Origin of the sequence: Comamonas suwonensis, assembly GCF_012844455.2 — a bacterium.
In the GTDB taxonomy this organism is placed as follows: Bacteria; Pseudomonadota; Gammaproteobacteria; order Burkholderiales; family Burkholderiaceae_C; genus Comamonas; species Comamonas suwonensis.
This window is the reverse complement of sequence record NZ_JABBCQ020000013.1, coordinates 65,158-90,052: the sequence shown is the minus strand read 5'-3', so window position 1 is coordinate 90,052 and position 24,895 is coordinate 65,158. Positions and strand designations below refer to the sequence as shown.

General features: G+C 59.0%; 23 protein-coding genes, 1 tRNA gene, 2 pseudogenes and 1 riboswitch. Of the genes and pseudogenes, 10 read left to right on the top strand and 16 right to left on the bottom strand.

Translation table 11 applies throughout. The features are described 5' to 3' along the window. Positions 1 to 6: 6 nt before the first annotated feature. From HF327_RS15225 to HF327_RS15200, 6 genes are read right to left on the bottom strand one after another with little or no spacing between them, the layout of a single operon-like run. Positions 7 to 816, bottom strand: coding sequence for an ABC transporter ATP-binding protein (locus HF327_RS15225; protein ID WP_198460984.1), 810 nt, complete (start codon positions 814 to 816; stop codon positions 7 to 9). Continuing rightward, positions 813 to 1,850, bottom strand: a complete 1,038-nt coding sequence (locus HF327_RS15220; protein ID WP_236024213.1) for a FecCD family ABC transporter permease — start codon at positions 1,848 to 1,850, stop codon at positions 813 to 815. The genes HF327_RS15225 and HF327_RS15220 overlap by 4 nt, the downstream gene beginning before the upstream one ends. Continuing rightward, positions 1,847 to 2,782 carry an ABC transporter substrate-binding protein gene (locus HF327_RS15215; RefSeq protein WP_198460982.1) on the bottom strand — a complete coding sequence of 312 codons (936 nt, stop codon included), beginning with the start codon at positions 2,780 to 2,782 and terminating at the stop codon, positions 1,847 to 1,849. Before HF327_RS15215 ends, HF327_RS15220 begins: the two co-directional genes overlap by 4 nt. After that, positions 2,779 to 3,360, bottom strand: a complete 582-nt coding sequence (cobU, locus tag HF327_RS15210) for a bifunctional adenosylcobinamide kinase/adenosylcobinamide-phosphate guanylyltransferase (RefSeq protein WP_198461057.1) — start codon at positions 3,358 to 3,360, stop codon at positions 2,779 to 2,781. Before cobU ends, HF327_RS15215 begins: the two co-directional genes overlap by 4 nt. Before the next feature lie 48 nt (positions 3,361 to 3,408). Next, positions 3,409 to 4,824 carry a cobyrinate a,c-diamide synthase gene (locus HF327_RS15205; protein WP_198460980.1) on the bottom strand — a complete coding sequence of 472 codons (1,416 nt, stop codon included), beginning with the start codon at positions 4,822 to 4,824 and terminating at the stop codon, positions 3,409 to 3,411. A gap of 21 nt (positions 4,825 to 4,845) precedes the next feature. Further along, positions 4,846 to 6,723, bottom strand: a complete 1,878-nt coding sequence (locus tag HF327_RS15200) for a TonB-dependent receptor domain-containing protein (RefSeq protein WP_328701856.1) — start codon at positions 6,721 to 6,723, stop codon at positions 4,846 to 4,848. Between the two features lie 70 nt (positions 6,724 to 6,793). Continuing rightward, a riboswitch (cobalamin riboswitch) is annotated at positions 6,794 to 7,035 on the bottom strand. Positions 7,036 to 7,266: 231 nt separating this feature from the next. Here HF327_RS15200 and HF327_RS15195 point away from each other — a divergent pair. Further along, a complete protein-coding gene (locus tag HF327_RS15195) occupies positions 7,267 to 7,476 on the top strand; it encodes a DUF904 domain-containing protein (protein ID WP_198460978.1) in 210 nt (69 codons plus the stop codon). A gap of 40 nt (positions 7,477 to 7,516) precedes the next feature. After that, a complete protein-coding gene (locus tag HF327_RS15190) occupies positions 7,517 to 7,897 on the top strand; it encodes a cell division protein ZapA (RefSeq protein WP_198460977.1) in 381 nt (126 codons plus the stop codon). Positions 7,898 to 8,766: 869 nt separating this feature from the next. Here HF327_RS15190 and HF327_RS15185 read toward each other — a convergent pair. Further along, entirely contained in the window at positions 8,767 to 9,771 is a 1,005-nt protein-coding gene (locus HF327_RS15185; RefSeq protein ID WP_198460975.1) for a sensor domain-containing diguanylate cyclase, read from the bottom strand. 281 nt (positions 9,772 to 10,052) lie between these two features. Here HF327_RS15185 and HF327_RS15180 point away from each other — a divergent pair. Next, positions 10,053 to 10,651 (top strand): annotated as a pseudogene (locus tag HF327_RS15180) (integrase core domain-containing protein). Positions 10,652 to 10,782: 131 nt separating this feature from the next. Here the strand turns inward: HF327_RS15180 and HF327_RS22125 are convergent. The 4 genes and pseudogenes from HF327_RS22125 to xseA all read right to left on the bottom strand — a co-directional run. Beyond that, positions 10,783 to 11,034 (bottom strand): annotated as a pseudogene (locus HF327_RS22125) (transposase); the annotation flags it as partial. A gap of 32 nt (positions 11,035 to 11,066) precedes the next feature. Continuing rightward, complete coding sequence (locus HF327_RS15175; RefSeq protein ID WP_236024212.1) at positions 11,067 to 11,363, bottom strand: class III extradiol ring-cleavage dioxygenase family protein; 297 nt, start codon at positions 11,361 to 11,363, stop codon at positions 11,067 to 11,069. 188 nt (positions 11,364 to 11,551) lie between these two features. Next, positions 11,552 to 12,142, bottom strand: a complete 591-nt coding sequence (locus HF327_RS15170; RefSeq protein ID WP_198460973.1) for a superoxide dismutase — start codon at positions 12,140 to 12,142, stop codon at positions 11,552 to 11,554. A gap of 433 nt (positions 12,143 to 12,575) precedes the next feature. Next, positions 12,576 to 13,913 (bottom strand): exodeoxyribonuclease VII large subunit, encoded by a 1,338-nt coding sequence (xseA, locus tag HF327_RS15165; RefSeq protein WP_407927049.1) that lies wholly within the window; start codon positions 13,911 to 13,913, stop codon positions 12,576 to 12,578. Positions 13,914 to 14,302: 389 nt separating this feature from the next. On the opposite strand from xseA, the gene HF327_RS15160 reads away from it, so the two are divergent. Further along, positions 14,303 to 14,935 (top strand): MotA/TolQ/ExbB proton channel family protein, encoded by a 633-nt coding sequence (locus tag HF327_RS15160; protein ID WP_198460969.1) that lies wholly within the window; start codon positions 14,303 to 14,305, stop codon positions 14,933 to 14,935. A gap of 13 nt (positions 14,936 to 14,948) precedes the next feature. Then, positions 14,949 to 15,389 carry an ExbD/TolR family protein gene (locus tag HF327_RS15155; RefSeq protein ID WP_198460967.1) on the top strand — a complete coding sequence of 147 codons (441 nt, stop codon included), beginning with the start codon at positions 14,949 to 14,951 and terminating at the stop codon, positions 15,387 to 15,389. Positions 15,390 to 15,467: 78 nt separating this feature from the next. Here HF327_RS15155 and HF327_RS15150 read toward each other — a convergent pair whose 3' ends face one another. Then, complete coding sequence (locus HF327_RS15150; protein WP_198460965.1) at positions 15,468 to 16,382, bottom strand: Dyp-type peroxidase; 915 nt, start codon at positions 16,380 to 16,382, stop codon at positions 15,468 to 15,470. Positions 16,383 to 16,559: 177 nt separating this feature from the next. Between HF327_RS15150 and HF327_RS15145 the strand changes: the two genes are divergently transcribed. After that, positions 16,560 to 16,636, top strand: a tRNA-Val gene (locus tag HF327_RS15145). Positions 16,637 to 17,327: 691 nt separating this feature from the next. On the opposite strand, the gene sbcB is transcribed toward HF327_RS15145, so the two are convergent. From sbcB to cls, 3 genes are all read right to left on the bottom strand, one after another. After that, a complete protein-coding gene (gene sbcB, locus HF327_RS15140; RefSeq protein ID WP_198461053.1) occupies positions 17,328 to 18,767 on the bottom strand; it encodes an exodeoxyribonuclease I in 1,440 nt (479 codons plus the stop codon). Positions 18,768 to 19,020: 253 nt separating this feature from the next. Continuing rightward, a complete protein-coding gene (locus HF327_RS15135) occupies positions 19,021 to 19,845 on the bottom strand; it encodes an NAD-dependent protein deacetylase (protein WP_198461052.1) in 825 nt (274 codons plus the stop codon). Positions 19,846 to 19,866: 21 nt separating this feature from the next. Continuing rightward, on the bottom strand, positions 19,867 to 21,321 hold the full coding sequence (gene cls, locus HF327_RS15130; RefSeq protein ID WP_198460964.1) for a cardiolipin synthase: 1,455 nt from the start codon (positions 21,319 to 21,321) through the stop codon (positions 19,867 to 19,869). A 126-nt stretch (positions 21,322 to 21,447) separates the two neighbouring features. Here cls and HF327_RS15125 point away from each other — a divergent pair, with 126 nt between their 5' ends. The 4 genes from HF327_RS15125 to HF327_RS15110 all read left to right on the top strand — a co-directional run bounded on the left by HF327_RS15125 (position 21,448) and on the right by HF327_RS15110 (position 24,017). Continuing rightward, complete coding sequence (locus HF327_RS15125) at positions 21,448 to 21,750, top strand: helix-turn-helix domain-containing protein (RefSeq protein WP_198460963.1); 303 nt, start codon at positions 21,448 to 21,450, stop codon at positions 21,748 to 21,750. A 117-nt stretch (positions 21,751 to 21,867) separates the two neighbouring features. Beyond that, positions 21,868 to 22,419: a GAF domain-containing protein gene (locus HF327_RS15120; protein WP_198460962.1), complete on the top strand. Its 552-nt coding sequence runs from the start codon at positions 21,868 to 21,870 to the stop codon at positions 22,417 to 22,419. A 411-nt stretch (positions 22,420 to 22,830) separates the two neighbouring features. Further along, positions 22,831 to 23,421 carry a chromate transporter gene (locus HF327_RS15115; RefSeq protein WP_198460961.1) on the top strand — a complete coding sequence of 197 codons (591 nt, stop codon included), beginning with the start codon at positions 22,831 to 22,833 and terminating at the stop codon, positions 23,419 to 23,421. Further along, on the top strand, positions 23,418 to 24,017 hold the full coding sequence (locus HF327_RS15110; RefSeq protein ID WP_198460960.1) for a chromate transporter: 600 nt from the start codon (positions 23,418 to 23,420) through the stop codon (positions 24,015 to 24,017). Before HF327_RS15115 ends, HF327_RS15110 begins: the two co-directional genes overlap by 4 nt. Positions 24,018 to 24,088: 71 nt before the next feature. Here the strand turns inward: HF327_RS15110 and HF327_RS15105 are convergent, their stop codons facing one another. Further along, positions 24,089 to 24,865 carry an SIR2 family NAD-dependent protein deacylase gene (locus HF327_RS15105; protein WP_198460959.1) on the bottom strand — a complete coding sequence of 259 codons (777 nt, stop codon included), beginning with the start codon at positions 24,863 to 24,865 and terminating at the stop codon, positions 24,089 to 24,091. Positions 24,866 to 24,895 lie beyond the last annotated feature (30 nt).

The following is a 24,895-nucleotide window of genomic DNA, read 5'->3' as shown; positions in this document are numbered from 1 at the left end:
AAATTCTCAGCGCAGGCGCGGCAGGGCCAGCCACAGACCATCCAGCTCTCGCACCTGGATGCGGTGCTCGAACACCGCCTCCAGCGCGGCATGGCTGGCCGGGTCGCTGCATGAGCCCTGATGGGTAACCTGCCCGGCCTGCATGACGATGATTTCATCGGCCAGCAAGGCAAACGACAGCTCGTGCAGCACGCTGACCACGGTCATGCCCTGCTGCACCAGGCTGCGCGCCGTCAGCATCCAGTCGGTCTGGTGCGGTGGGTCGAGATTGGCCAGCGGCTCATCCATCAACAAGGTGCTGGCCTGCACAGCCAAGGCGCGGGCCAGCAGCACACGCTGGCGCTCGCCCCCCGACAACTGGCCAATGCTGCGCTGGCGCCAGTCCCACGCATGGGTGCGCTTCAGCGCCTGCTCTACCGCCTGCCGGTCAGCGCTAGATGCCGGTGCCAGCCAGCCCTGATGCGGCAAGCGGCCCAGCATGACCACGTCATACACCGCCATATCAGCCGACACGGGCTGGTTTTGCCCCAGCCATGCCAGGGCCTTGGCGCGCTCGCGGCCATTCCAGTCAGCCAGCTTGCGGCCTTGCAAAAATACATCACCGCTTTGCTTCTGGTTGCTGGCACGCATGCCCGCCAAGGCGCGCAGCAGGGTGGATTTGCCCGCGCCGTTGGGGCCGACGATGGCTGTCCAGCGGCCCCGGGGGATTTGCAGACTGAGCTGGCGCAGCACTTCGCGCTCGCCCAATTGCACATTCAAGGCTTGCACCGTCAATGCGTGCATCGCCAGCCCGGCTTGAGTGGCGTGATCGCTCATGCGCTCTCCCCTCCCGACAGCGTGCCGCGCCTGTGCATCAGCCACAGCAGATAGCTGCCGCCCAGCACGGCGGTGAGCACGCCCACAGGCAGCTCCTGCGGCGCAATCAGCCAGCGTGCCAGCAAATCCGCGGCCAGCAGCAGCACCGCGCCCATCAGGCTGCTGAGCACCAGCAACCAGCGGTGCAGCGCCCTCACCATGGATCGCACCAGGTGCGGAGCTGCCAGCCCCACAAAAGCAATCAACCCGGTCTGCGCTACGGCGGTGCCGGTGGCCAGCGCCAGCAGCACAATCAGCAGCAGGCGCAGCGGGCCCAGCGGCAGGCCAAGGCTGTGGGCAGTCGATTCACCCAGCGCCAGCCCATCGAGCACGCGGCTCAGGCACCAGGACAGGGCCAGCGTGGGTAGCAGCACCCACAGCATCAGCGCGCAGGCATTCCAGCCCGCAAAGGCGGTGCTGCCCAGCATGAAAGATTGCATGGCCTGCATGATGTCGGGGTTCATCAAGAGCACCAGCGATGCAGCTGCGCCCAGCACCACTCCCACCACCACGCCAGCCAGCAGCAGGCGCATGGTGTTTTGCACGCCCTTGGCCAGCACCAGCGTCAGCACCACGGCAACCACGGCCCCGGCAAAGGCCGCGCCCGTTACGCCCCAGCGGGCCAGTCCGGCCAACGCAAAGGGCGACACGCCCAGCGCCGCCATGGCCAGCGCCACGCCCAGCGATGCGCCCGAGGCACTGCCCAGCAAATACGGATCCGCCAGCGGATTGCGAAACACGCCCTGCGCAATCGCCCCCGCCAGCCCCAGCAGCCCACCGGCCAGCAAGGCCGCAGCCGTGCGCGGCAGGCGAATGTCCATCACGATTTGCCAGGCCAGCGGGTCATGGCGGGCGTTCAGCACGCTCTCAAAGCCCGTGCTGCCAATGCCTGCGCCCAGCAGCGCCAGCAAGCTGCCAGCCAGCGCCAGCCACAGCAAAAGCCAGGGCGCGGCCAGCCCGGTCTGCGGTGAATGATTGCGCGTGATCACGCTCATTGGCCCTTGCCTTGCGCACCGACACTCGGTACCGAACCAGTACCCGCCAGCCGCTGCAGGCAGCGAGCGATGATCTGCGCGCCTTCGGCCATGCGCGGGCCGGGGCGCACCAGTATGTCGGACTGCTCAGGCGTAAAGACACATATCGATCCCTGCTTGACGGCACGCATCTGCGACCAGCCCGGATACTCGGGCACGCCGGTTTTCCAGGCACGCTCGCCCGCCATCAGGATGTCGGGGTCCAGCTTGACCACGTATTCAGGATTGATGCGCGGAAAGGGTCCCAGCTTGGCGTCAATCACATTGCGCAGATGCAACTGCGTCAAGGTCTCGCCAATAAAAGAGTTTTCACCGGCCGCAAACGGGCCGCGACTGGCTTCAAAGTACACGCGCTGGCCGCGTATTTTCTCGGGCACGCTGGCAGCGGCTTTGGCCATATTGGCTTCAATGCCGGACCAGACACGGTCCGCACCTTGCGCTGGCGGCAGATTCAGCAGCCCCCCCAGTTTTTGCAACACCACACGCGCTTCGGCATGGGTGCGCGGCTCAAGCGCCACGACCTTCAGGCCCAGAGCTTCCATGCGTCCGATGGAGCGCGAAGCCATGGATGCCAGCACCAGATCAGGCTTGAGCGCCACGATGCTTTCGATATTCGGATCCAGCCCGCCACCCACGACGGGCAGGGTCTTGGTGTGCGCCGGCCAGTTGGAGTAACGGTCCACCCCCACCAGTCGCTCGCAGCCCCCTAAAGCGCAAAGGCTTTCGGTCAGCGACGGCAGCAGGCTGACAATGCGCTGCGGCGACTTGGGCAACTGCACCTTGCTGCCGCGCGCATCGGTGATCTGCACGGACTGCGCAGACACCGGCAACGCAGCGCCCAGCAGCCAGCCCGCCAGCGCCCCGCAAGCCATGAATTTCGCCATTGCCTTCATGCTTGCGGCCCTTTCAGCGCCAGCGGCAGACCCGCGCACATCAACGTGGCGCTTTCGCAATGCGCTGCCACTTGCTGGTTGAGCACGCCCAGTGCATCCACAAAGGCACGCACTTCGCGGCCCATGGGAATCACACCCAGACCAATCTCGTTGCCCACCAAGATGATGGGGCCAGGCGCGTCATCCAATGCTTTCAAAAACATAGCTAACTGCGCCTGCCAGTCTTGGTCTAGAGACGTTTTTTCTTCAGATTTTTCAGTCTCTACCGGCATGAGCCAGTTGGTCAGCCACAGCGTCAGGCAGTCAATCACCAGCAGGCGCTCGGGGCGGCTGTGCTGCGCAATCACCTGCGCCAGTTCACGCGGCTCCTCCAGCGTCTGCATGCCGGGCACGCGCTCGGCACGGTCACGCTGGTGGCGGGCAATGCGCTCAGTCATCTCGGCATCCCAGGCCTGACCGGTGGCCACCAGCACCGCCTGATGCTGCGCCCCGCTTTGCAGCCATTGGCGTGCCAGCAGCTCTGCACGGCGGGACTTACCGCTTTTTTGACCGCCCAGAATGAACTGCGTACGCGGCATGACGATGGAGGGAGTGCTTGCAACGCTCATGATGAAAAACCAGAAAAATCAGGCCTGAATTGTTGCGCCAAAAAGCCCGGCCACGGCAGCGGGGTTGGAAGGAAACCAGGCATGAAAGTAGCTGGCCCGCACGCTGCCATGCGCATACAGCGCCTCGCCCCGATCGGGTTGCACCGCCGCGCCTGGGCGGCTGCTGCGCGTGCTCACCGGCATCGTGGTTTCCAGCCTTGTGTAGTGAAAGGTGTGGCCGCGCAGCAAGCCCGTATCCAGCACCAGCTGCTGCATGCCCAGCCCGCCCAGCCGGTTCTGCATGATGACCTGCCCGGGCAACAGCCCCCACATGGCTTGAATGTGGCCATCCAGCCCCGTCACGCCTTCGCACAGTGCCAGCATGCCGCCGCACTCCGCCCAGACGGGCTTGCCTTCGGCCACATGCTCAGCCATAGCCTCGCGCAGCGCCTGATTGGCGTGCAGCGCCTGCGCATGCAATTCCGGGTAGCCGCCAGGCAACCACAGCGCATCGCAGGTCGGCAGCGCATCACCGGCCAGCGGCGAGAAAAAGCGCAGCTCAGCCCCCATGGCGCGCAGGCAGTCGAGATTGGCGGGGTAGATAAACGAGAAAGCGGCATCCCGCGCAATGGCGATGCGACGACCGGCCAGCCAAGGCTGGACCTGGGGCGGATCGATGGAAGCATCCGCTGCCATGTCTGGCGGCGCAAAGTCCACGCACCAGTCTTGCCAGCTGGGCGCATCTTCTGCGGCAGTCCACAAGCGCTGGCCCAGCGGCGTCTGCGCCAGCGCATCCGCAGCGGCATCCAGTCGCTGCATGGCATCGCTCAGTTCATGGGCCGCAATCAGGCCCAGATGCCGCTCGGGCAGCAGTGCAGCCGTGCGCGCCTTGGGGGCGTTCTCACCCAATTGCACGCCCGGCATGGCACCCAGCCAAAGCGAAGGGTCGCGCAAACCTTGCTGGAGCATGTCGGCATGGTGGGCCGTGGCCACGCGGTTGGCCAGCATGCCTGCCCAGCGCAGGCTGGGTTGGTAATGCTGCAGGCCATAAGCCAGTGCACCAAACGTGCCTGCCATGGCCGATGCATCGACCACCGCCAGCACGGGCAAACCCAGCAACTGCGCCAGATCAGCCGCGCTGAAGTTACCGTCAAACAGGCCCATCACGCCCTCGACCAGAATGAGATCGGCCTCCTGGGCCGCCTCATGCAAGCGCTGGCGTACATCGGCCTCGCCGGTCATCCACAAATCCACCGAATGCACGGGTGCCCCACTGGCCAGCCCATGCCAGTAAGGATCCAGAAAATCCGGCCCGCACTTGAACACGCGCACCTTACGGCCCTGGCGCGCATGCAGCCGCGCCAGGGCCGCCGTCACAGTCGTCTTGCCTTGCCCGGAGGCCGGGGCACTGATCAGGATGGCGGGGCAGCGAGTGGTTTCAGTCATTGCCAACATCTTGCGGGCCTTCACCACGGCTTAACGTGGCTGCCACAGCAGGGTCAGATAACCAGCCCGGCCGCGGGTGTTGTAGCCGTAGGCCGTGGTGTAGTCCTTGTCCGTGAGGTTAGCGATGCGAGCCGACAGCGACCAGTCCTTGTCCAGGCGGTAGCTGGCATACAGATCCACCGAGGTGTACTGGCCCATCAACTTCTCTGGCGTATTCTTTACATCGTCATAGCGCTTGCCCACCGACTGGGCAGAAGCGCCCAAGGTCCAGGCGCCCAAGTCCTTGTCCAGCGCCAGACGCGTCACATGGCGCGCACGGCGTGGCAGCTGCGTTCCGGTCAGGCTGTTGCGCGGATCAAGCTGATCGTAGTCAGCACGCAGGTTCCAGCCCATGAACTGGCCGCTGTACCCCAGGGTCCAGCCTTTGATGCGGCTGCGGGGAATGTTCTCAGGCTTGATAGAGCCCGTAATGTAGCCACGTATACGGTTGTCAAAGTGAACCAGCTTCACTGAGTGTCCACCCTCGCTCCACGTCACGCCCACATCGGTATTGCGTCCCTGCTCCGGCTTCAGATCCGGCGACCCGTAGTTGGGCCAGTACAGCTGGTTGAAAGTAGGTGCCACAAAGCTGGTTCCGTGAGAAGCATGTACCCGCCATTGGGAAGTCAGTTGCAGGCCATAGCCAACACCCCAGGTATTTTTGCTGCCGAACTGAGAGTTGTCGTCTCTGCGCAGATTGGCCTGCCAGCTATGCCCTGCCTTATCGCCCGTCAGGCCGACAAAGCCAGAGTTCACTGACCGCTCGGTCACCGAGTATTTGGTGCTGCTGCTGACTTCCTGCTCCAGACGCTCCAAGCCCGCGACAACCAGACCGACAGGGGTTGCAATATCGTTTTGCCACTGATACTGACGCTGAGACGTGGCAAAGAGACCGGGCAGGTTGTATGCGTTGGCAGACGCGATGGCATTGCTTTCATCACGCGAGTGGCTGACGGTGAACTTGGATTTCCAGTCCTTCGCAATCCGTCCTGTGACGGATGCGGTGCTCACCTGGCTGCGCAAGGCGCTGCGCGTGTCAGCACCCAAACCATCATCGAAGTGATTGACACCTTCCGAGTACAGCATGCTGCCGTCAACCCGCCAGTTGGAGTTGATCTCGTAGCCCAGAGAGGCATTGAGCGAACTTTGGCGGAAAGGGTCCCGATCCGGATTGAAGTTGCCGTAAGGCACCTTGGGGTTGGTGGATGAAAAGCCGCGCTCTGTTGTGCGCTGCGCATTCAGCGAATAGTTCCAACCTTGCTGGGATCCATTCAGGCCAGCAGCAGCCTGCGCATGGTGCTCACTCCCAAGCGTCACGCTGGCATAGGGATTGAAAGGCTTTGCGCCCACACCCTTTTTGGTGAAAATCTGCACCACACCGCCCACGGCATCGCTGCCATACAAGGACGAAGCGGGTCCCTTGATCACTTCAATACGCTCAATGGAAGCTAGGGGGATATTGCTCCAAGAAGGCCCCCCACTGGTTGCCGAGCCATAACGCACGCCATCCACCAGCAAAATGGTGTGGCGACTCTCTGTGCCACGCGTAAAGACACTGGCTTCTTTGCCCAAGCCACCGTTGCTGCTCATCTGCAGGCCCGCTTCGCGCTGAAGCAGCTCAGGCAGGCTGCTGCCAGCCGCACGCTCGATCTTCTTGGCGTCGATCACCGTCACATCTGCTGCCAGATTCTCCAACGCGGCTTCTGCGCGGCTACCTGTGACCACAGTCACGCCCAACTGACGCGCACCGGCCGTCTGTGCATAGACATTCAAACCAGAAAAAGAAGCCGAAAAAAACACAGCGGCAGCTGCCACACGAGTGCAGGCAAATGGCGCCACGCTACGCGTGGACGAGTAAATTCTGAACATGAAAAATCAGCAATGAAGCGCCCACGCCAGCCTACCCGCCGACAGTGAGCAATACATGCCTGCACACAATGCAGGCACACCGCCGTTGGCCGGTATCCGGGCTAGGCGAATCGTCCTTTAGCCAGCCTTCCCAGCGCGCAAGCGCCAGTGGCTTTGATGGAAAAGGCGGAGTGCAAAGGCATTCCATTCGCCGACCGTTGCGGGGGCAGCGCAGGCCCGGTGTGCCAGTATTTCTGGCCAGCACCTCCCTGCTTCCCGTTGAACTGAGGCCACAGAAAAGCAGCCTCGAGCACCAACAGCTGCGTATTGTAATGAGCGCTGCACTGCGCAAATCCCTCATTTGAACGAGTTGTGTGACGATTGTTTACGTTAAAAATGTCTTTGAGGCACACAGATCCTGCCAACCGCGCTACTATTTTTGAGAGAAATTTGCAGGTTCCTGACTAGTGCGCTCAAGCAGATGCCCGCCATGGAGCAAACGACTCAATTTGCCCGCACATTAATGCCCATCCAAAGACTGCAAGACCTACAATGGCAGTGTCTATGACCACCCAGCCTTCACTTGATCTCATTGCCGAGCGTGTAGAGCGTCTGCTGGTGCGCCACGAGGAACTGCAGCGCACCAACACCCTGCTCACCGATCAGGTCTCCGCTCTTACGCATGAGCGCGATTTGCTGCGTCTGCGACTGCAGGCAGCACGCGCACGCGTCGATGCCCTGATCGAACGCCTGCCCGCCAACCAGGGAGAGTGACCCTTCGTCACCCCCATCACCAGACCCGCCACTGACGCCCATGAAGCAGATCGATGTGCAAATCATGCAGCAAAGCTACGTGCTGACCTGCCCCGATGGTCAAGAAGAACGCGTACAGGAGGCCGCTCGTCGAGTCGACGATGCCATGACCCGCATTCGCGACAGCGGCAAGGTTCGTTCCCGCGATCGCGTAGCGGTCTTGGCCGCTCTGAACATGGCTTTTGACGTTCTGGACCGCGATGCCCAGCAGGCTCACATGGTCAATGTACATGCTGAAATGCAGTCTCTGGCACAAGAGCAAGCCCCTACTCCTGAAGTCAGCGAAGCCGCCCAGGCCGAGCTGCAGCGCCAGCAGACGCTTGCAGAGCAACTGGTTCTAAGGCTTGATCAAGCGCTTGAGAGCGACACCAGACTACTTTGAACATTTCATAAGTCATGCAAACTCTGAAACAAAGCTGTCATGACTTATGCATGACACCTAATTCCCGTTAAAATAGAACTGTCTGCAAATCTGCCGGTTTTTATATTTCCTTGAACCAATGCTCAACGAGCACGGGCTTGGTACATCACCTATTGAGCGTGATCGTCTCGCGTCAGATGAACCCAACGATAGGTTGCCCTTGCCCACCTGAACCCCCGGTTCAGGATGACGAACCGGTGGCTTTTGCAGACACCTTCACACACCATACTTGGTTGATTTTTGCGATTAGAAACGGTCTTAAAACCGAACAAACTCAACCAATTGCGCGCAGTTGAATTCAACAACTTATGCGTCTATTTTGAATTGAAGCTTAGCCCGCACTGCGGGCTTTTTTCTGTCCGAACAGCCTGAAGCTATGTTCGCAGCCACCCACTTCAACCTCCTCGCCGGAATCTCAGGCCACGACACCCTGAGCGCAAACAGCCATTCAGAGAACAATGACCGAGCTGGAGTTTCATAAGAGGCGGAGCTGTGGCTGCGCAAAGACAGACCGGTACAAGCGGCAGGTCTACTCAGGCTGGGCTGCTACTGCACGGACTTGGGGCCTGGGACTCTTGATGCAGGCTTGGTCATGGTCACTCAAGGCATGGCCTGGTGGTATCGAGCCTACTCGCGGGAGCAGTCTCCCCTAAGAAGCGCGATCAATATGAGTTGGCCGAGCAAGAGGCTGTCGCACCCATAGCTAGAGCGTGACACAACTTAGTGCCTATCGCACCATGGGATTACCGCAAGATCACCAGCAAGATCACCCGCAAGGCCCAGCAGCGTCTATAGCAGTAATCGACCTTAATTAGACACTTACAGGTACTCTACGAATGACTGGTAGTAGTTTGTGCTTCTCCACTTTTAACTGCAGATGTACACGCCACCCCATCCAATTGCACATATTCAATGCGGTGCCGTCCATTGTGTTTAGCCGCATATAGCTGCAGGTCCACGGCTTTGATGAAGTCTGTAGACTTTTCCAGGGCACCCGGCACCACCGAGCCCACACCTATACTGACCGTGACGCGGTGGTCATGTGGTGACAGTGCATGCACGATGGACTTCTTCTTAATCAACCGTTGGCAGCGGTCAGCAACTTTACGCGCCACCTCGGCATCGGCTTCGGGCAGCAACACTGCAAACTCTTCGCCTCCATAGCGGGCCACAAGATCGCGAGGGCCATCCAATGCCAAACTCAGCGTCTGAGCAATCGCTATCAAACATTTGTCGCCTTGAATATGGCCGTACAAATCGTTGTACTGCTTGAAAAAATCGACATCGAACAACATCAGAGACAGTGGCTGGCCTTCGCGGCGCGCACGCTCCCACTCCAACTCGAAACTGCTATCAAAGCGACGGCGGTTGGCGATACTCGTCAAACCGTCCTTGAAAGAAAGTACCTCCAGCTCTTTCTGCAAGCTCAGCAACTGGTCCTCGGTCTTCTTGCGCTCGCTGATATCAAACATGAAGCCGATCAGCGCTTCTACCTCCCCCCCGCCATTGCGCACTACGTGCACAACATCGCGAATCCACACATAGCCGTTGTCCTTGGTCAGCGCCCGGTAGTCTGCCTCATGGTCCACGCCTGCTTGGGATTGAGTCACGCAGAAATTCACCACATATTCGCGGTCTTCTGGATGCATGCGCATAGCCCAGTCTTCTACGCCCACCCAACTTTCAGGGCTCCAGCCCAGCAATGCTTCGATTTGAGGGCCGATATAGACGAATTTCTTCGAGACCCAATCAATCTTCCAAGGAATCGCCTTGGTTGACTCCAGCAAGGTTCTGTACACCTGACTGTCATTCACAAGTTCGCTTACGTCGGACATACCCAACCCCTCTCCTAACCATATGAGTAAGTCACTTTAGCCTGAAGCGGTCAGCTGTGAAATGGTCTTCACCCAGTTCAGTAGACATATTTCAACGTCCATTTCGAAGTTGTTCGGATGCTAGCGGGCTCAGTTGGTCTATGTGACTGTGCCGACAATTTTGTGGAGTTCTTAGCACTCAGATTACGCGGCCTCTTTACGCTGTGCCTCGTACCAGCGTTGCTCATACTGCATCGGACTAAGGTAGAAAAGTAGAGAATCCATTCCACGGAGGCTTCTGCATGAAGAAATCCAGATTCAGTGAAGCGCACATCGTCGGCATCCTCAAAGAGGCCGGGCTCCGCGCCAAAGTCGGTGACACCTGCCGCAAGCACGGCATCAGCGACGCCACGTACTACAAGTGGAAGAGGCAGTATTCAGGGGTGTCCGTGTCCCATCTGACCCAGATGCGGCCGTTGTAGGAAGAGAACGCCAAGCTCAAGCGCATGTATGCCGATTTGGCGCTCGCGCACCATGCCCTGAACGAGTGGTGCGGGCATTGGAAGAGCTTGCCGAGGTCCGCGGGGTGCAGCAGTCCACTCTCATGGACAACGGGCCGGAGTTCATCGCCCAGACCTTGAAACAATGGGCACAGAGTAAAGACATAGAGCTGAACCACATTCAGCCGGGCAAGCCGACGCAGAACGCGTATGTCGAACGTTTCAACAGAACTCACAGAATGGAGCTGCTCGACTGCTATGTCTTTGAATCGTTGCAGGAAGTGCGCTTGATGACCGAGGACTGGCTGCATCGCTATAACCACCATCGTCCACATGAATCGCTAGGTCGTATTCCGCCGGTCGCGTTTCGTGTTAAATGTTTCCACAACCTCCACTTTTAGGTGGCGCAGGAGACCGAGGAAGCTTCATAGGCCACCAAAAGTACCAACTTCGGCTTTGCAGGGCGGATTCAACCGGTCGATGCAACACATGCGCTGAACATCTCAGCAGGGGTATGGAAGCCGAGCGTCTTACGCAGCCGAGAATTCTCTGCGCGCAAGCGAACGCCCCCCATTTGCTGCAGAGTGACCTTGAGTTGAGTGGCATCGTTGCGGGCTCCGTCCAATTGAGCAAGAGCAGCTTGCCTGACCCAGTTAGCCAAACTGGCTTTGGGAATACTCAGAATTTTGCCCACTGCTGCCGTGGATTACCCCTGTTGCACCAGCCTGACGGCCTCCTGTTTGAATTCTTGCGTGTATTGGGCACGCACTTGCTTTGACGTCATCTCTTGGTTCGTTACCGAGATTTTGAACAAAGCTAAGAACTCCACTTTTTAGGGGTAAGGTCATGCAGGGGAAAGCCGCCGTAGTCATAGAGCATGCCGGGCTGGGCGGCGGTGAATACAGCTTCTTCCCAGTGGGCCGAGATCAGCAGCACGGCACACGGCGTGCGTGGCAGCTGGCGCGGAATGTCGCGCAGACCTGCCGCCATCTGGGCATGCCAGTCGCGCATCTCAGCCACCCAGGGCCAGGGGCCTGCGCCGTGGCAGAGAAAGTACGCAGGCATGCGACCGTTGCTTTCCATGGGCACTGAAACGCTTGCACTTTCACTCATCACCACTCCTCTGGATCGTTGATCCAAGCACCAAAAAACATAGCTGCCTGCACTTGCTATGAATGGGCTAAAGCCTTGAATCATTACAAAAAATCAGACAGCAGACACAAAAAAACCTCCTTGCGGAGGTTCTGGCTTGGCCTGCAGTCAGGTCTCGCGCTTTACAGCCGCAGACCTGATGCACCGCATTAAGCAGCGAAGTTGGCTTCAGCAAACTTCCAGTTCACCAGCTTTTCGAGGAACGTCTCGACAAACTTGGGGCGGGCGTTGCGGTAGTCGATGTAGTAAGCGTGTTCCCACACGTCCACAGTCAGCAGAGCCTTGTCGGCAGTCGTCAGGGGGGTGCCAGCAGCGCCCATGTTGACGATGTCTACAGAGCCGTCGGCCTTCTTGACCAACCATGTCCAGCCGGAACCGAAGTTGCCCACAGCCGAAGCCACGAAAGCCTTCTTGAACTCGGCGTAGGAGCCCCACTTCTTGTTGATCGCGTCAGCCAGTGCGCCTGTAGGCTCTGCACCGCCGCCGTTAGGGGTCATGCAGTTCCAGAAGAAGGTGTGGTTCCAGATCTGAGCGGCCTGGTTGTAGATGCCACCGGAAGACTTCTTGATGACTTCTTCCAGATCCATGTTTTCAAATTCGGTACCGACTTGCAGCTCGTTGAGCTTGACCACATACGCGTTGTGGTGCTTGCCGTGGTGGAACTCCAGAGTTTCCTGGCTGTAACCGAACGGAGCCAGCGCGTCGATAGCGTAAGGCAGGGGGGGCAGAGTGCGTTCCATGATGGTTTTCCTCGTGGTTGAAATTTTTTAGGACCGCCCGGCATCTGTATGCTGGCGTGGTCGCCGTTGTGCGGACCAGAACAGTTTGCACATTGCTGTACTACAGCCGTCAAGTATTGCACTAACCGGGCCATTGTAGAAAGAACTGAACCGCCCGGTGCCCTTCATCAGGACTATTGCGGCAGCAATAGAAGGCATGCACTCACGAGCTACCGCCCGCCAGCCCTTGCTTTGCCGTGATTGCCTGCGCTTACAGCAAAAGAGTTCTGATGAAGAACCCAGTGACCATACAGGTATTTAACGTCGCGAACACCACCCCTGATAGCTCGTTATTTCGCCTTGCCGTACGCTTGTACTGCCTGCGGCTTCATGCCTCATCTCAATCGCAAACCTGCGATTTTCGGGGTGGTGTTGGAGTGTCTTAGAGGCGATTTCAGAGCAGACGCGGCTGGGTGACGACCAGATCCACAGACCCATCCGACAGCTGCGCCTTGAGCGCCGCCCCTGGCGCAGCCTGTCTGACCTGGGTCACAGGCTTGCCCTTCTCATCCGTCAGCAAGGCATAGCCTCGCTGTAGCACCAGACGCGGGTCCAGCAGTTGTAGACGCAGGTCTATACGGTCGAGCCGATTTTTTTGCTGCTCCAGACTGCGCTGCAAAATATAAGGCAAATTGACCTGTAGCGATTGCTGGCTCTGTGCAAGTTGCTGCAGTTTTAAGAGCATGGCATGCCGCAGGCGCTGGGCTTGCCTTGCCAGTTGCAGGTGGTTGCGGCCCAGTTGCTCGCTGGGTCGGCCCAGCCGCCCGGCGGCGAGATCAAGCCGCTGGGCATGCCTGTCCAGCAGGCGCTGCATGGCGTTGTCGAGCCGGTCGTGCATCAAATCCAGCGCGCCCAGCCAAACCTCACGCGGCTGGGCCACCAGCTCTGCCGCCGCCGTGGGCGTGGGCGCACGCAGGTCGGCGCAGAAGTCGGCAATGGTGAAATCTGTTTCGTGACCCACCCCGCTGATCAGCGGCACCGGGCTTTGCACGATGGTGCGCGCCACCTGCTCGTCGTTGAAGGCCCAAAGGTCCTCCAGCGAGCCCCCGCCGCGCACCAGCAAGATGGTGTCGATGACGGGTTGCTGTGCTTTGTTGAGAGCCAAATCGCCCTCTAGCGATTGCCCTGCCAGCGCTAGCTGATATATCTTTGATAGCGCCTGCACAATGGATTGAGGTGCCTGCACGCCCTGCACCAGCGCGGGCGCAATCACCACCGGAATATGCGGCACACGGCGGCGCAGCGCAGTCACCACATCGTGCAAGGCCGCCGCACCCAGCGAGGTAACAACGCCAATGCCGCGCGGCAACGGTACCAGTGGGCGCTTACGTTCCTGGTCAAACAGACCTTCACTCTCCAACTGGGCCTTGAGGCGCAAAAACTGCTCAAACAAAGCGCCCTGCCCGGCGCGCTGCATGCCTTCCACCACCAGTTGCAGGTCGCCGCGCTGTTCATATACGCCCAGACGCCCACGCACCTCCACCAGTTCACCATCGCGCGGCGAAAAGCCCACCTGCTCGGCAGCTCGACGGAACATGGCACAGCGAATCTGTCCACTGGCGTCTTTGAGATTGAAATAGCAATGCCCGCTGGCAGCGCGCGAGAAGCCGCTCAACTCGCCGCGCACCGTGACCGGGTTGAAGCGGGCCTGCAGGGCATCACCAATGGCGTGGCATAGCGCCCCAACATCCCACACACGCGGCGTAGATGCTGGGCTTTGGCTGTCAAACATTGAATTCATGCGGTGTTAAAGAGTTTTTCTTGGCCGAAATTTTCCACAGATGCAGACACCTAGCCCTGAAATGGCGCGGTGCCCGACATCCTGAATAAACCGTTCAAAACAGAATGCAAGTCTTTGATTTTTAATCACAATTTAAATTCACCCAAGCGTCAAAGTCGTAACAAATATTTATTACCTTCTTGACAGCTTTTGCGCACCCTCAATAGATCACAAAGTTATCCACAGATTTTTGTGCTAGCAACGATACGCAAGAGCAAGTTTCACTCTGCTGAGCTGGCGCAAGCCACGTCATCAACGCCCGCATAAATACGGGTCAGACCTGCACGCCTGTAGGTCATAATCGTCGACTGCATTTTTCGAATAAGACGAGGGAGAGAACGTTGCTGTCGATCATACAAGCCGCAGGATGGCCAATCTGGCCTTTGATTGCCTGCTCGATTCTGGCTCTGGCCCTGATTTTTGAGCGTTTCACCTCACTGAAGACCAGCAAGGTCGCACCAGCGAACCTGCTCAATGAAGCCATTACCGTATCCGCCAAGAGCCTGCCCAGCGCAGAAACTACAAAGCAGCTGGCCCAGAGTTCGGTTCTGGGTGAAGTACTGGCGACCGGCCTGAACACACTTCAGACCCACCCCGACAGCAGCGAAGAAGAGCTGCGCTCCGCCATGGAAGGCGCTGGTCGCGCCGCTGCCCACAAGCTGGAAAAGTATCTGAGCGCCCTGGCCACCATCGCCTCGGCCGCGCCCCTGCTGGGCCTGCTGGGCACCGTGATCGGCATGATCGAGATTTTTGGCTCTCAGCCCGGCGCAAGCTCTGGCGCAGGCAACCCCGCTCAACTGGCGCATGGCATTTCGATTGCGCTGTACAACACCGCTTTCGGCCTGATGGTGGCAATTCCCGCCCTTATCTTCTGGCGCTACTTCCGCGGTCGTGTGGATGGTTACTTGCTGGGCATGGAGCTAGCCTCTGAACAGTTTGTGCGCCATCTGGCCCGCGTGAGTTCGGCCAAGTAAAGCGGATGCTCCCATGAACTTCCGTCCCCGCCACCGTGATGAGCCCGAGATCAATCTGATCCCCTTCATCGACGTGCTGCTGGTGGTGCTGATCTTTTTGATGCTCTCCACCACCTATAGCAAGTTCACCGAGCTGCAGCTGACCCTGCCGGTAGCCGATGCCGAACAGCAGCGCGATCGCCCCAAGGAAATCATCGTTTCTGTGGCCAGCGATGGCCGCTACGCCGTCAACAAACAGACCGTGAACGATCGCAGCGTCAACACCGTCGCAGCCGCCCTCTCCGGCGCTGCTTCTGCCGGCAAAGACAGCGTGGTGATCATCAGTGCCGACGCCAATGCGCCCCACCAGTCCGTGGTGACTGTCATGGAAGCAGCGCGCCACGCGGGCCTGTCGCAGATCACGTTTGCCACTCAGCCTTCAGGCGGATCAACTGGCTCTCGCGGTACACACTGAGCATGGCTTGATGCCTGCATGAAAGAAAACGGGCCATCAGGCCCGTTTTTTATTGTGCTTGTACCGATCAGATACTCATCAGATACCCAACGCCGACAAATCCAGCTTGCCCTGCGCCACAGGCGGGCACCAGAAATAACTACCAGTCAACGGGCTGGAGAAGCGAAACAGCGCATCGCTGATGCCGTCATCCATGCCCAGCATGCGTCGCATCTGGGCTTCAAAGGCATCAAAGCTGCAGCCAAAGGCCGAGAACATCAGACCGCTGCGATCCGCGCCTTTCGGGCTGACGCTCCACCAAGGCATAGAACGGCGCACCAGAAAAGCCTCAGGTTCAAAACTCTCTTGCGCTGTGCGTTTGACGTGGGCAGACTCCGGCGCATCGTCCAGCTCTTCGTTATCGCTTCGGCGGCGGCCCACGGCATGGTCTTGCTCATGCGCTGACATTCGGTCAAACACAGCATAGTCATGCTGCCACTGCTGCAACGCCCAGAAGCTGCCGCCATCCAGTCCTGCACCCTGCTCTGCAGCAATGGCAGCCACCACGGCGTCATCCTCCTCGGGGTTTTCTGTACCGTCTTCATAGCCCGTCAGATCGCGGCCATGGCCGTTGCCCGAGCGCTGGTGCACAAATGCATCCACCACATGATGAAGCGTAAACGCCGGTGCCAGCATCGCCGCCAGCTTGGCCGTCAGAGTAATCAAATCCCCACGCTGATCACCGCGCAGCCACAGACACAGCGCCTGCGGCGTGCTGGGCACTTCAAACTCAGGCCCCTTCAACTGCGGAAACTCATGCATCTGCGCAATGTGCTTATCCAGCGCCTGCAGCACTTGCTGGCCAAGACCCACCACCACCTGCGTGCTATCTATAGAGGCCTGCAATGTCTTGAGTGCGTCCTGCACCAGTGCACGCGCGCCAGACAAGGTAAAAAAAACGTAGCGACCCTGTTCAGGGAGAGACGCCAGAATGCCCGCTTGTGCTTTGGTCATGAAATTGCTGATTCAATAGAGAGAAGACACATCAAAGTTTAGTGGCGAATGAAGAGCACCCAGCCAAGCCTAGGCCAGAGCCTCGGAATTTGAAAAAATTACTCTGCAAACGCAAAAAAGTCGAATCTTTCAAAAAACCGGTTTTTTACGCTGCTACAATTGCTTCATCAACGAAACAGGCGCGTAGCTCAGCTGGTTAGAGCACCACCTTGACATGGTGGGGGTCGTTGGTTCGAGTCCAATCGCGCCTACCAAACATCGCAAGCAAAACCAGAGCTTGCAGCAAAAATGCCCGCTAAAAAGCGGGTATTTTTGTTTCTGGAGTATGAAACAAGTACGGAAAACATTCCCAGACTCGGGGGCTCAAGGGCGTACTTTTCATCGGCAAAAAGTGTTGCAGCATCACGCACTACTCGGATCATGCCCCTGAATTTTTGCAAACGACAAGGCTGCAAATTACGCCTCATCAGGTGATGCAAAGTTGTGCGCTCAAGGGGGCTGCTTTGAATTGTAGAACTCCAAGCATTGGTCAATTTCACAGTGTGAGGCACACACGCTGTCATCAGCGTTGAGATGAGTTCTTCGCATTTGATGGAATGCCGCAGGCGCTACACAAAGACGTTGTCACGCCAAATGCTCTTACCATTCACAGAGATTCGAATACCTTGGCGTTTGAAAATTGGCGGACTTGATCGGTGTTGAATATTGCAGGTGTGCCACAGCAATAGCCTCTTGCACAGAGTCCATGCAAAGCGGCACATCCATGGTGTTGGGCAGACGCCAAACCAGTACCTTTCGGCCATACCCGTCGACCACGGCACTTAGATACAGCCAACTCTTGTGCATGCGCTCACAAGCAATGTTCTTGGCGCAATGCTGTGGTCGTTGCCTATCGTTAATCTGCAGTGCCCGAGTGCTGCTTTTTATACGGCAAGACTCTGCCGCTCAGACCTCTGGCACGATGCCGTCGGCATAGTCGTAGAGATTGCCCAGAATCTCCTCGGCGCGCTCATCAGCGGTTTCGGACAGGGCATCGATCATGGCAAACATCTGCTCAGCCGTGCGCGCCCCACCCTGGCCGTCGATAAGACAGGCCGCGCGGTGCTGCTCCCAGCGCTGCTGCTCGGCATCGTTCAGCGTCATTGGGAAGTTGCGTGCACGGTAGCGCCAGACCAGCTCAGTCAGGCGGGCGTCGTCAAAGCCGGTCTTGTCCAGCGCCAGCTCTTGCGGCGAGAGGCGCTTGATACGCTCCAGGCGGCGACGGTCTTCGTTGCCGACAAAACCACCGTACAGGTCTTGATCGGCGTCCAGCGGCTCGCCTGTCTCGCGGGTAAACACAGCCTTCCACTGGGCACTCATGTCGGGCAGGTCACGGGCAATGGCGGCATATTGCAGGGCTTGCTCCATGTTCACACCCCATTTCTCGGCCATGACAGGACTCAGCGTCTTCAAGCTGCCCACCACCATGGGCGATTTGTTGATATGAATGCTCTTGATGGGCAGGCGCGTCACGCCCTCAGGCAGATCCGCCTGGCGGGTGAACATGCGCAGACGCAGGTCTTCGATGCTGATACCGCCAAGTTCTGTCGGATCAGCCGCCAGGTCCCAGCAGATGACCTCATTCTTGTTCGTCGGGTGCGTGGCCAGCGGCCACATCACGCCAATGCAGCCGCGGGCAGGGCTGATCATGCCGGTCACATGCAAGAAGGGGCGGGCATGCTCTTGCGTGGCAGGCAGACCCATTTCGCGCAGGGCTCCGTCCTTTTTGTGCAGGCCAAAGGCAAAGTCAAACAGGCGTGGCTGCTTGTCGCGGATGAGCTTTGCCAGCGCAATCGTGGCACGCACATCACTTAAAGCATCGTGGGCCTGCTCATGCAGCAGACCGTTGGCGCGTGCCAGGTCTTCGAGCTTGAAGCTGGGTGTGCCGTCTTCTTTGCGGGGCCAGTGAATGCCATCGGGACGCAGCGCATAGACCATGCGCACGACATCCAGCAAATCCCAGCGGCCGCAGCCGTTCTGCCACTCACGCGCATAAGGATCAGTCAGGTTGCGCCAGAACATGAAGCGCGTGATCTCATCGTCAAACCGAATGGTGTTGTAGCCCACGCCCACGGTGCCTGGCTGGGCCAGCTCGCCTTCGATCCGTGCCGAAAATTCGTGCTCAGGAATGCCTTCTTCCAGCGCGCGCTGGGGCGTGATGCCCGTAATCAGGCAGGCCTGTGGGTCCGGCAGATAGTCGTTGGCGGGCTGGCAGTACCACATGACGGGCTCACCGATTTCGTTGAGCTGATCGTCTGTGCGTATGCCCGCAAACTGTGCCGGGCGGTCATAGCGCGGCTGGGCGCCAAAGGTTTCGTAGTCGTGCCAGAAGAAGGTATGAGCCATGGGGCGAAAGTATGCCTGCGAAGCCATGGCTGGGAAGAAAATACATCAAATAGGCCTCAAGCGCTTGTTAGCAATGCCCTGGCAGCTATCAAAACAGGAATCCATCTGTCAGAGCCCGCATTCAGCGCCGTGAACACAGCCCAGTCACCAAGGGTTTACGTTTGAGACGAGGCGCAAAGCCGCAGACAGTACGTGAGTACGGCCATGCTTCGCAACGACGCACAAGGGGCCTTTTCGCACGTGTTCACGGAACTCAGTACGCCGCCAGCGCCATCAAGGTCTGTCCCACATCGGCCTCGACCTTGAAGTCCAGCAGCGCATCCGCCCGCGTCACGCCGCGGTTAATGGCGACGATGCTTTTGCCTTGCTCGTGCGCAGCCAGCACAAAGCGGTAGCCCGAATACACCATGAGCGAGGAGCCGGCGATCAGCACCGCATCGGCGCTGGCCACGGCGTCCATACAGATCCGCACACGGTCACGCGGCACGGTTTCGCCAAAAAACACCACATCGGGCTTGATCAGGCCCGTGCCGCAATGCGGGCAGCTGGGCACCCCAAACTGACTGAAGTCCTGCCCCTCAAGATCGGCATCCCCATCCGGCGCTGGTGCGGCATACAGCTGGGCCCATGCAGGGTTCAAGGCCAGCAATTGCTGCTGCAGATCAGCCCGCGCAAAGCGTTGGCCGCAGTCGGTGCAAAGCACGGTGCCGATGCGGCCATGCAGATCGACCGTGTGCTGGCTGCCCGCCGCTTCATGCAGGCCATCCACATTCTGGGTAATCAACAGCTGAAGCCGGCCTTGCTGCTCCATCAGCGCCAGTGCTTTATGAGCGGCTCCGGGCTGCGCCTGTCCCATGACGCGCCAGCCCAGCATGGAGCGTGCCCAATAGCGCTGGCGAACCAGCACATCGCCCATAAAGGCCTGATAGGTGACGGGTTGCGGCCGCTTCCACTGCCCGCTCTGGTCGCGGTAGTCGGGGATACCGACTTCCGTGCTGCAGCCTGCGCCGCCAATGACCAGCAGGCGTGGGTGCGCATGCAGCCAGTCTTTCAGGCGCCATAGCGCCAGAGGTTCCACAAAATTAGTCACGATGTCTCATTACAAAAGCGGTGAAGTCAGTCGCGCGATAGAGCCAAACAGGCGGCGGCGCAGTCCTTTTTCGCTGCGATAAAGAACGGCACTGGCCTGGGCCAGATCCGCCAAAAACTGCCTGTCCAGCGCCTGATTCAGCTCAGGCCCGTAGCCAATCACACAAACCTCGTAGTTCAGAAAGAAGCTGCGGTAATCGAAATTGGCCGTACCTACCATGGCCATGTTGTCATCGACCACCAGCGTTTTGGAGTGCAGCATGCTGGCGTCATATTCATAAATATGCACTCCGCAGCGAATCAGCTCGTCAAAATAGGAGCGTGCGGCGGCCGTCACAAAGACGGAGTCGGACTTTTTGGGCACCAGAATCCGTACATCCACCCCGCGCAGCGCAGCATTGGTCAGCGCGGTCAGCGCGCCTTCCGTCGGCACAAAGTAAGGCGTGGTCAGCCAGATGCGCTGCTGGGCCGCGTTGATGGCCGCCAGGTAGGCGCGGTAAATCGCATCCAGCTGGTCGTCGGGGCCAGAGGTGACGACCTGCATGGGGATGGAGCCATCCTCGCAATCGGGCAGCAAGTCATCCAGTGTTTCAGGCAGCTTGTACGGATCTTTGCCCAGCGTGTAGGCCCAGTCTTCCAGAAACACCGTCTGCAGCCAGCTGACGACAGAGCCCTCCACCCGGATGTGCACGTCGTGATAAGCGTCCGCGCGGATGCGCTCGTTCTCCTCGTCGGTCACATTCACGCCGCCGGTAAAGCCTACCTTGCCATCGCAGATCAAAATCTTGCGGTGGGTCCGAAAGTTGACCACAGGCCTCAGCCGCCGCCCTATCTTGGAGTCGTGAAAGCGCAGTACCTCTGCCCCAGCCTGCTGCAGCGGCTTCAGAAATGTTCGCCCCAGTTTTTTGGATCCCAGCGCATCGATCAGAAGCCGAACCTGCACACCGGCCTTCGCCTTTTCAATCAGCAGATCGCGCAGCGCCGTGCCCGTCTGGTCGGGCTCGTAGATGTAGTACTCCAGATGCACATGGTGGCGCGCGGCGTTCACAGCATCGGCAATCGCATCGAAAGTGGCGGCGCCTCCCACCAGCAGCTGCATGGAGGTGGCCGTACTCACCGGGAAATCGCTGGTCATGCCTACCAGCCTGGCCACCTGACGCAGCCGTTCTTGTTGTGCCGGAATACGCTCCCTGAGTTTTTGCATGCTGCTGCGCACACGCGAGCGCTTTCGGGAGCGCAATCGCTTGATGCGCTGGCGCTTCATGCGCTGAGGCCCGAAGTAGTAATAGACCACCAGGCCGACCACCGGCAGAGCCGCCATGGACAGCAGCCAGCTTAGCGTGGCAATGGGCTGGCTGCGCTGCAGCAAGATCCAGACGCCGACCACGACGACATAGAACGTCCAGCCTGCAGAAAGCCAGAGCTTGACGTTTTCATGACCGAGCTGGGCAGCGATCCAGTCCAATTGGAACTCCTATCGTTGTATTGGGCATGATCATGCTCGCACACTCTGGCGACAGAATGCCGACAAACGCCAAATTCCGGGCTCTGCAGGCGATTCACACCACACAAAAAGCGTACATTCATACGCATGATTTCTGAACTCATCACCACCCTGGCCCAGACCCGCAAAGCGGCCCGTATCACCCAGGCGGACTTAGCCGAGCGCGCTGGCTTGTCGCGCATGGCCGTGCAGCGCACGGAAACCGGCGATGTGGATCCGCGCTTTTCCACCCTGCAGGAGATGGCCCGCGTGCTGGGCATGGAGCTGATTGCCGTGCCCGCTGTTTTGCACGGGCAGGTGCAGGCCTTGATTCAGTCGGCCAGCAACGCACAGACACCCGCCGAATCGCCTGTCGATCCCCCTGCCAGCCCAGCAACCGAAAAGCGCTGAAACCTGTGCTGCGCCTGGCCTGCTCTTCGCCAGAATTCTTACATCTTGTTAATGCGCTGGCAGAAAGTGTTCCGCCACAATGGTCTGATTTTTGTAACGCAGTCCGAGGTTTGAGAGATGGCTATTCACAATTGGGATTACGCACCAGAGGCATTGGAGGTTCAGGTCAGCGAGTTGTTGCTGGCCACTGCCGACCAGAGTGATGAACTGATTGATGAAAATGTGCGTCAGGTCTTGCACGACCTGCGCCAGCACCTGTCCATGGAGGTGATTTTTGTCTCCGAAATTCGCAACGGTCAGCGCATGTTCAAGCATGTCGATACTGCGGCGGGCAAGGAGTTGATTGCCACTGGCGGCGGCGGCCCATTGGAAGAATCATTTTGCCAGTGCGTGCTGGATGGCCGCCTGCCCAGTCTTGTGAACGATGCCGCAACACACCCAGCCTTCCCTCTGCTGCCCGTCACGCCCTTTCGCGTTGGCGCGCACATCAGCACGCCTATCGTGCTGGCCAGTGGCGAGATCTACGGCACGCTGTGCTGCTTCAGTCAGGCCGCCGATGAAAGCCTGACGGCCAAAGACCTGAACAAGCTCGAATGCGTGGCCAAGATTGCCGCCAAGCGAATCGACATCAAGCAGGCTCGTCACTTGCAGGAACAGCTCTCAAAGTAAGAGCAGCAAGCACTTGAAGAGAAAGTTCATCCCAAAATTCTTGAAAAGTGACAGATGACGCTTCGTAAGTTCTGACGGGCTTGTCTGTCAAAGAGTGCTATTGCGAAAAAATGAAAACCCGGATGCTGAACTCCATGATCACAGGCGGGCTGTATCTACCTATGCTCGAATCCCTCAAGAGCTACCAGCAAAGTCTCCAATAGACCACCGACTAGCAAGCCCAAGTCTGCCTGCAATCAAACCTCCGTCATTACCACCGTACCGGCTGCACGGCCATCTCACTTGTGCAAGGCGGTATGAGCGCAACTGATAGCTGATATAGCCACCCAGGCATGTTCAGAAGGCATCAAGCAATTCATAATTGATAGCAATATGTGCTGATTGCATGCGCATGTATCAATAGTTGTACGCATGAGCCCTGGCCCTACACCATCCTCCGCCTCACTGAACGAGCGCCCTCGCCCTCGTCACCTGCGCGAACTGTTCTGGTCGCTGACCTTTCTGGCCCTGCAGGGCTTTGGCGGCGTACTGGCCGTGGTGCAGCGCGAGCTGGTCGAAAAGCGCCAGTGGCTGAGCAACGAGGAATTCATGGAGGACTGGGCCGTGGCCCAGATCATGCCCGGCCCTAATGTGGTTAACCTCTCCATCATGCTGGGCGAGCGCTACTTTGGCTGGCGAGGCGCGCTGGTGGGGCTGTGCGGCATGCTGACCTTTCCCATGTTGGTGGTCATCAGCCTCACCCTGGTCTATGCGCAGTTTGCAGGCAACCCGGCCGTTGCCGGGGCGCTGCGCGGCATGGGTGCCGTGGCCGCCGGGCTGGTGGCAGGCATGGGCCTCAAGCTGGCGGGCACGCTGCGCAAGCATCCGCTGGGCAAATGGTATTGCGCAGGCCTGGCCATGGCCGCCTTTGTGATGGTCGCCGTGCTGCGCCTGCCGCTGTTCTGGGCACTGGTTTTGGTCGGCGGCACGGGCTGCATGCTGACATACCGGAGGTTGACATGAACACCTTGTTCATTCACCTGACGGCCATGGACTGGCTACATCTGCTGGTTTATTTTCTGACACTGTCGCTGATGGCTGTGGGCGGCGCGATTACGGCGGCCCCCGACATGCACCGCTATCTGGTCGATGGCAATCACTGGTTGACCGAAACACAGTTCACCAGCTCCATCGCCATTGCACAAGCCGCGCCTGGCCCGAATGTGCTGTTCATCGCCCTGCTGGGCTGGAATGTGGGACTGAACGCTGGCGGTGGCAGCGGCCCTGGGGCATGGACCTTGGGCGCGCTGGGCGTGACCATCTGCATGGTGGGAATTTTGTTGCCCAGCTCGCTGCTGACCTGGCAAGCGTCGCGCTGGGGTCAGCGCAACCGCGACAAGCGCGCTGTGCGCGCCTTCAAGCAAGGCATGGCACCGCTGGTCATTGGCCTGCTGCTGGCCACAGGCTGGCTGCTGGGCAGCGCCAGCGGTCAGTGGCAAAAGGACTGGAAGCTGTGGCTGCTGAGCCTTGTGTGCACGTTGATGGTGTGGCGCACACGCATTCATCTGCTGTGGCTGCTGGGCAGCGGCGCATTGCTGGGTGCCTTGCATTGGGTATAAAAATCCAAGCAAAATAGGCCTCAATCCCTTGTAGATAAAGCGCTAGAAGCTATCAATTTGATACTCATCCATCAAAGCTCAAGGCTTGAAAAAAGCAAAGGCAGCACCTGCGCAGACGGCATAGTGATTCGATGGTCGGCCACAGAGTCCAGCTCGCTCGTATGGGGGTTGATGATGACCACGCGTGAATCCGTGCGATGCGCAATCTTTGCCAGACCCGCTGCGGGATAGACCGCCCCTGAGGTGCCCACCACCAGCATCAGCTGGCACTCTTCAGCTGCCTGCTCTGCCTTTGCCCAGGTCGCGCCAGGCAAGGACTCGCCAAACCACACTACAGCGGGGCGCAGCAAGTTGCCGCAGGCGGGGCAATAGGGGGGCTCACCCGGCGTTGGGTTGTCCAGATCACACTCGGCGCAACGGCGGTTCAGCCAGCGGTTCTTTCTCAGCTCGCCATGCAGACTCAGGACATCGCGGCTGCCCGCCTGCTGGTGCAGACCATCCACGTTCTGTGTAATCAGGGTCATCCGGTCGGGGTGCTGGTGGGCCCATTGCGCCAGTGCCAGATGCCCTGCGTTGGGCTGCACCCTGGCGATCTGCGCACGCCGATGCTCATACCAGCGCCAGACATGGGGTGGATCCTTGCGATACCCCGCTTCGCTGGCCATTTCTTCGGGCTTGAATTTCGCCCAGTAACCACGGGTGTCGTCTCTGAAAGTAGGCACTCCCGATTCAGCGCTGACGCCGGCACCCGTCAAAACGGCCACGTGCTGCGCCTCGTGAATCCATTGTCTTACGGTTGCAATAGAACTCGCCCACGTTGAAGAATTGTCAATAAGTGCTTGAACCAAGGGAGAAGTCCTTAAAAAGCAAGAAGCAAC